Source organism: Streptomyces sp. NPDC001219 (assembly GCF_053597915.1).
On the sequence record NZ_JBSFJF010000036.1, the window covers coordinates 73,012 to 80,530 of the forward strand.

Annotated in this window: 4 protein-coding genes; 1 reads left to right on the plus strand and 3 read right to left on the minus strand. The window is 71.4% G+C overall.

Features of this window, described 5'->3' with window-relative positions:
• Nucleotides 1–32: 32 nt before the first annotated feature.
• The 3 genes from ACWC9R_RS22755 to ACWC9R_RS22765 form a co-directional block, all read right to left on the minus strand.
• On the minus strand, nucleotides 33–1,904 hold the full coding sequence (locus tag ACWC9R_RS22755) for an acetolactate synthase large subunit (RefSeq protein ID WP_450734025.1): 1,872 nt from the start codon (nucleotides 1,902–1,904) through the stop codon (nucleotides 33–35).
• Nucleotides 1,905–2,111: 207 nt separating this feature from the next.
• A complete protein-coding gene (locus tag ACWC9R_RS22760; protein ID WP_450734027.1) occupies nucleotides 2,112–5,033 on the minus strand; it encodes a putative bifunctional diguanylate cyclase/phosphodiesterase in 2,922 nt (973 codons plus the stop codon).
• Between the two features lie 306 nt (nucleotides 5,034–5,339).
• Nucleotides 5,340–6,302, minus strand: a complete 963-nt coding sequence (locus ACWC9R_RS22765; RefSeq protein WP_450734029.1) for a 2-hydroxyacid dehydrogenase — start codon at nucleotides 6,300–6,302, stop codon at nucleotides 5,340–5,342.
• 88 nt (nucleotides 6,303–6,390) lie between these two features.
• Here ACWC9R_RS22765 and ACWC9R_RS22770 point away from each other — a divergent pair, with 88 nt between their 5' ends.
• On the plus strand, nucleotides 6,391–7,428 hold the full coding sequence (locus ACWC9R_RS22770) for an aldo/keto reductase (RefSeq protein ID WP_450734031.1): 1,038 nt from the start codon (nucleotides 6,391–6,393) through the stop codon (nucleotides 7,426–7,428).
• Nucleotides 7,429–7,519: the final 91 nt, after the last annotated feature.

The window sequence follows — 7,519 nt, forward strand, 5'->3', positions numbered from 1 at the left end:
CTCTTCTTCCGTGCGTCCGTGACGTCCTGGGCTCAGTCGTCTTCGTTGTCGCCGAAGTCGGGACGCACGCCCCGGGCGGCCATGACCTCGTCGTTGGAGGTGCCGGCGGCGACCATCGGCCACACCTGGGCGTCCTCGTGGACGATGAAGTCGACCACGACCGGGCGGTCGTTGATGGCGTTGGCCTTGGCGATGACCGCGTCCAGCTCCGCCGGGTCCTCACAGCGGATCGCGACGCAGCCCATGGCCTCGGCCAGCTTCACGAAGTCCGGGACGCGGGTGCCGCCGCTGGCCTTGCCCGCCGTCACCAGGCCGTTGGACTCGGGGCCGCTGTGCAGCACGGTGTTGGAGTAGCGCTGGTTGTAGAACAGGGTCTGCCACTGGCGGACCATGCCGAGCGCACCGTTGTTGATGATCGCGACCTTGATCGGGATGTTGTTGAGCGCGCAGGTGACCAGTTCCTGATTGGTCATCTGGAAGCAGCCGTCACCGTCGATCGCCCAGACCGTACGGTCCGGCTGACCGGCCTTGGCACCCATCGCGGCGGGGACGGCGTAGCCCATGGTCCCGGCGCCACCGGAGTTCAGCCAGGTCGAGGGCTGCTCGTAGCCGATGAAGTGGGCGGCCCACATCTGGTGCTGGCCGACGCCCGCGGCGTAGATGGTGTCGGCGGGGGCGAGCTTGCCGATCCGCTCGATGACCTGCTGCGGGGACAGGCTGCCGTCCTCCGGCAGGTCGTAGCCGAGCGGGTAGGTGTCGCGCCAGCGGTTGAGGTCCTTCCACCAGGCGGTGTAGTCGCCCCTGTGCCCGGCGTCGTGCTCGGCCTGGACGGCGACGATCAGGTCGGCGATGACCTCGCGGGCGTCACCGACGATCGGCACGTCCGCGACGCGGTTCTTACCGATCTCCGCCGGGTCGATATCGGCGTGCACGACCTTGGCGTACGGCGCGAAGGAGTCCAGCTTGCCGGTGACCCGGTCGTCGAAGCGGGCGCCGAGGGTGATCAGCAGGTCCGACTTCTGGAGCGCGGTGACGGCGGTGACCGCACCGTGCATCCCGGGCATCCCGACGTGCTGCGGGTGGCTGTCGGGGAAGGAACCCAGCGCCATCAGGGTGGTGGTGACGGGGGCTCCGGTCAGCTCGGCGAGCACCTTGAGCTCGGCGGTGGCGCCGGCCTTCATGACGCCGCCGCCGACGTAGAGCACCGGGCGCTTGGACTCGACGATCAGCCGGGCGGCCTCGCGGATCTGCTTGGCGTGCGGCTTGGTCACCGGGCGGTAGCCGGGGAGCTCGGTCTGCGTCGGCCAGGAGAACGTGGTCTGCGCCTGGAGCGCGTCCTTGGCGATGTCGACGAGGACCGGGCCGGGGCGGCCGGTGGACGCGATGTGGAACGCCTCGGCGATCGTCCGGGGGATCTCGGCGGGGTCGGTGACCAGGAAGTTGTGCTTGGTGATCGGCATCGTGATGCCGCAGATGTCCGCCTCCTGGAAGGCGTCCGTACCGATCGCCTTGGACGCGACCTGACCGGTGATCGCGACCAGCGGGACGGAGTCCATGTGGGCGTCGGCGATCGGGGTGACGAGGTTGGTGGCACCCGGGCCCGAGGTCGCCATGCAGACCCCGACCTTGCCGGTGGCCTGCGCGTATCCCGTGGCGGCGTGACCGGCGCCCTGCTCGTGGCGCACCAGGACGTGCCGGACCTTCGAGGAGTCCATCATCGGGTCGTACGCCGGGAGGATCGCACCGCCGGGGATGCCGAACACGGTGTCGGCCCCGACCTCCTCGAGCGAACGGATGAGGGACTGTGCACCCGTGACGTGCTCGACGGTGGCGGGCTGCTGCGGTCCGCCGGCGGTACGGGCCCGCGGCTGCGGATGGTGGGCCCCGGAGGCCTGCTCGGTCATCTGCGTCTCTTCTCGAAGCTGAGGGTTTTGACGGGATTTGTGAGGTTGCTGTGCAACAAAAAACCCCCCGTGCCAGGTGGCAAGCGAGGGGAGCGCGTCGGTGCGATGAGCCGGGTTTCGTCAGACCCGGCGTCAGCCGACGCGCTTTCCAAGTACGAGAATTCGGGTGCGCATGGCACTGACCCTCCCCCCGCCGTGCACCGAGTGTCAAGTGGGTGGGACGGAGGTCTCACTATTTGAGCGCAATGGCGGATGTACGAGCGATTCCGGGCCCGCGGGGCCGCCCTGCCGGACGGGCAGTCCGCCGCCCGTGAGCACGACCGCGCGGCTCCCTCCCGCCGGGTCCGGTACCGGATAGCGGGCGTGCGTCAGGGACCGCCGCAGCCGGTGCTCGTCGAGCGGCCCGGAGAAGGCCGCACCCATGCCGTGCGTGCAGCCCATGGAGCGCAGGGCGAGCACCTGCTCGGGCAGGTCGACGCCGTCGGCGACGGACTGCATCCCCAGGTCGCCGGCGATCCGCAGCAGCCCGGCGGTGATCTTGTGCAGCCGGGCGGACTCCACCACACCGTCCACCAGCCCGCGGTCCAGCCGCAGGACGTCGACCGGGAGCCGGCGCAGTGCGCTGATCGCGGCGTACCCGCTGCCGAAGCCGTCGAGGGCGATCCGTACGCCCAGCCGGCGCAGCGCGACCAGCCGGCGCTCCAGGTCGTCCAGCGGGAGGCGGGGGTCGCTCTCGGACAGCTCCACGACGAGCGCGCGGGAGGGGAGACCGTGCCGGGTGAGCAGGGTCTCGACGCCCTTGGGCGACAGTGCGTGGTCCATCAGCCGGCGGGCGGAGAGCCGCACGGCGACCGGGACCGGATAGCCCGCCCGGTGGCGCGCCGCGGCCTGCTCGACGGCCTCCTCCAGCTGCCAGCGGTCCAGCTCCGCGGCGCGGTCGCCGTCCGCGTCGGCGACCCTGCCGCGGTCGCCGACCCGCAGGAACTCGGCCGGGGTGAAGAGGATGCCCTGGGCGGAGCGCCAGCGGGCGTGTGCCGCGACCGCGGTGACCTGTCCGGTCGCCAGCTCCACCACCGGCTGGTGCAGCAGCGCGAAGGCGCCGTCGTTGAGCGCCGTACGGAGTTTGCCGGCCAGCTCGGCGCGGTGCGCGACCTCGTGCTGCATCTGCGGGGCGTACAGCTCCACGCGGCCCTTGCCGGCCTGCTTGGCGCGGTACATCGCGAGGTCGGCGTTGCGCAGCAGGCCCGCGGGGCTCACGCCGGGCTCGGCGAAGGCGACACCGATGCTGGCCGCCACCCGCACGTCCCGGCCGTCGATGCGGTACGGCTCGGAGAGCTTGATGCGCAGCCGGTCGGCGATCTCGTGGATACGGAACTCCCGGGCGGCCCGGTCGCGGGTGCCGTCGCCGGTGATCAGCGCGGCGAACTCGTCGCCGCCCAGCCGCGCCGCTATGTCGCCGGAGCGCACCGAGTCGGCGAGCCGGCGGGCGGCCTGCACCAGCAGTTCGTCACCCGCCTGGTGGCCGATGGTGTCGTTGACCTGCTTGAAGCCGTCGAGGTCGATGTAGAGCACGGCGGTGTCGTGGTCGCTGGCCCGGCGGCCGGTGACGGCCTGGGTGACGCGCTCGGTGAACAGCGCGCGGTTGGGCAGGTCGGTGAGCGCGTCGTGCGAGGCGTTGTGCTGGAGCTGGGCCTGCAGCCGGACGCGTTCGGTGACGTCACGGGAGTTGAAGATCAGGCCGCCGTGGTGGCGGTTGACCGTGGACTCGACGTTCAGCCAGCCGTCCCCTCCGGAGCGCTGCGCCCCGGCGCGGAAGCGGCATTCGATACGGGTGGTCGGCTCGTCCTCGGGTGCCGCGGCGAGGAATCTGCGGACCTCGTGGACCACCCGGCCCAGGTCCTCGGGGTGGATCAGGGAGGCCAGCTCGGAGCCGACCAGCTCCTCGGCGTCGCGCCCGTAGACCCCGGCGGCGGCCGGGCTCACATAGCGGAGCACACCGGTCGGGGCGGCGATCATGATGACGTCGCTGGAGCCCTGCACCAGGGAGCGGAAGTGGTTCTCCTTCTGCGCCAGCTCCTGGGTGAGGGTGATGTTGTCGAGCAGCATGATGCCCTGGCGGACGACCAGCGCGAGGACGACCGTGCAGCCGGTGAAGAGCACCACGCGGTCGATGCGCCGTCCGTCCAGGACGTTGGTGAGGATGCCCAGGGTGCAGACGGCGGCGGCGAGGTACGGGGTCAGGGCGGCGAGCGAACCGGCGATGGGCCGGCTGCCGTGCGGCTGGACCCGGCGGGCGGCGGGCTTGGCCTCCTCCTCGGCGCCCCCTTCGCCCGAGCGGCGGGCGACCCAGGGCGCGTAGGCGAGCAGCATCGAGCCGGCGAACCATCCGGCGTCCAGGATCTGGCCGGAGCGGTAGTGCTCACGCAGCAGCGGTGAGCTGAACAGGGCGTCGCACAGCACCGTCAGCGCCAGCGCAGCGACCGCGGTGTTGATGGCCGAGCGGTGCACCGAGGAGCGCCGGAAGTGCAGCGCGAGCACCATGCTGACCAGCACGATGTCCAGCAGCGGATAGGCCAGCGACAGGGCGCTCTGGGCCACGCTGCGGCCCTGGAAGTGGGCGGTGTGGGCGAGCGCGAGGCTCCATGAGAGAGTGACCAGCGACCCGGCGATCAGCCAGGAGTCGAGGCCCAGACAGACCCAACCGGCCCTGGTCACGGGCCTCTTGGCGAGCACCAGCAGGCCCACGATGGCCGGCGGCGCGAAGAGCAGGAAGCAGAAGTCGGCCAGCGAGGGACTGGGTACCGTGACCCCTTCGACGACCTCGTACCAGCCCCACACGCCGTTGCCGAGGCCGGCCATCGCGGAGGACGCGGCGAACAGCATCCAGGCCGGACGGAACCGGCTGCGGCGCTTGCGTGCGTACAGCCCGCAGGAGACGGCCGCCAGGAACGCCGCGAAGCTGAGGCCGAAGTCCCCCATGATCGCGGCGGCTTCGGGAGATCCCCAGCCGAACGCCGCACCGATGGCATAGCCACCGCAGACCACGGCCAGCACGACCTGTGGCACCACGCTCGGGGGGTTGCCCGCCGACGCCGGCGGCCGGGAGAGCATCGCCCCGGGGGCGCTCACCGGACTCTCCCCTGCATCCGCACCGGGAGACGCCGCGCGCGACGCTCGTGGGGACCGCGCAGTATTCCCGCGGGCGTTCGTGGATCGTGCTTCTCGTTACTCGTCCATCGGCCGTACATCGCCCGTCGCCCCCCTCGAGTCCCGGATCGTTCGCACGCGCCGCGTCGTTCCCGGCGTCGTCCCCGCTCGGGACGATACACCAGTTCCGTCACTCAGGGACATAGCGTCTCTACGGAGCGTGACTAAGAGCGAAGGGCGAACACTCCTTGCAGTCGTACGGCCTCGTAGCGCTACGCGCAACCGGTTTCAGTCGGCCGTGGCGATCACGTTTCGCAGGGGCTCCCCGGCCGCGAAAAGCGTCAACTGGTCCCGCAGCAGCCGCTTCGCACGGGGCAGGAAGGCAGAACTGGGGCCACCGACGTGTGGAGTGACGAGCACGCCGGGAGCGTGCCACAACGGATGTCCGGGGGGCAGGGGTTCCGGATCGGTCACATCGAGCGCCGCGTACAGTCGTCCGGATTCCAGCTCGGCGAGAAGCGCCTTGGTGTCGACGACCTTGCCGCGCGCGACGTTCACCAGCAGTGCGCCGTCCTTCATCCGGGCCAGGAAAGCGCTTCCCACCAGGCCACGCGTGGCGTCGGTGAGCGGCGTCGCCAGCACGACGACGTCCGCGTCGGGCAGGAGGGCGGGCAGGTCGGAGAGTGGATGCACGGGACCGCGCACTGTGTCACGGGCGGTGCGTGCGAGGCGCGCCACCCGCGCACACTCAAAGGGTGTGAGCCGGTCTTCGATGGCACTGCCGATCGAACCATAGCCCACAATGAGGACCGATTTGTCGGCCAGCGCCGGGCGGAACTCCGGCCGCCACTCCCCCGCGTCCTGGGCCCGGACGAAGCCCGGGATGTCGCGCAGCGCCGCCAGGATCAGGGTGAGCGCCAGCTCCGCGGTGCTGGCGTCGTGCAGCCCGCGGGCGTTGCACAGGTGGGCACCGGAGGGCATGTCGGACAGCCCCGGGAGTATGTGGTCGACGCCCGCGGTGAGCGTCTGCACCGCCCGGACCCGGCTCATCCGGGACAGCGGGCGCAGGAGGGTCTCCACCTCCTTCATGTAGGGGACGGCGTAGAAGGCGCACCGGGCGGGGTCGGCCGGGTACTCGGGGCCGGCGTCCCAGTGGACGTAGTGGAGCCCCTCGGGCAGGCCCTCGATCTCGTCGGGCGGGATCGGGAGCCAGACGTCGTGCGCATCGGTGCGCTGCTCTGCTGTGGCCATGGCCCGAGGCTATGCGAAGAGACGTTCTGTTCAGACGTTAGTTTGGTCTGGCCCTTGACCGGGGGCGAGGGGACGGAGGCACAACCAGGTGGAGCGCAGGACAATCGGTGCGGCGACCCTTGACGTGGGCGCCATCGGACTCGGCTGTATGCCGATGAGCTGGGGGTACACCGAGTCGCAGCGCAGCTTGGACAGCTCGCTGCGGGCCGTGCACACCGCGCTGGACCGGGGGTGCAGCCTGCTGGACACCGCCGACATGTACGGCCCGTTCACCAATGAGCTGCTGGTGGGGCGGGTGCTCAAGGAGCGGCGCGCGGACGCGTTCGTGTCGACCAAGTGCGGGCTGCTGGTGGGTGAGCAGCACATCGTCGCCAATGGGCGGCCCGGTTACGTGAAGCGGGCCTGCGACGCCTCGCTGCGCCGGCTGCAGACCGACCGTATCGACCTCTACCAGCTGCACCGGGCCGATCCCGAGGTGCCCATCGAGGAGACCTGGGGGGCGATGGCGGAGCTGGTGGCGGCGGGGAAGGTGCGGTCGCTGGGGCTGTGCGCGGTGGGCGCGCGGGCGGTACGGCCGGCCCGTATGTCCCGTACGGGGCGGCGGCCGGCCACCGGGGCGCGGCCCCGGTCCCGGATGCACGACGGCACGCTGGCCCAACTGGAGCGCATCCAGCAGGTGTTCCCGGTCAGCGGTGTGCAGGCCGAGCTGTCCGTGTGGTCGCCGGAGGCGCTGGAGGCGCTGCTGCCGTGGTGCGAGTCGCGGGGCGTCGGCTTCCTGGCGGCGATGCCGCTGGGGAACGGCTATCTGACCGGCACCCTCACCCCGGGGCAGGGCTTCGAACCGGAGGACACACGGGCCCGCCACCCCCGCTTCACCGCCGAGATGATGGCCGCGAACCAGCCGGTGGTGGCCGGGCTGCGGCGGGTCGGCGCCCGGTACGGGGCGACGCCGGGGCAGGTGGCGCTGGCGTGGACGCTGGCGCAGGGCCGGCATGTCGTGCCGGTGCCGGGCACGAAGAAGGAGCGCTGGGCGGCGCAGAACGCCAAGGCCGTGGACCTGGTGCTCACCCGTGAGGACCTGGCGGAGATCGCCGCGCTGCCACCGGCCCGCGGGTCCTGGTACTAGTGACCTGAGTCAGAGATTCGTCGTTGGTTGGGTATGAGTCGTCCGGGTCCGAAGATTCCGCCGTTGTCGGTGACCGATGCGCAACGGGCTG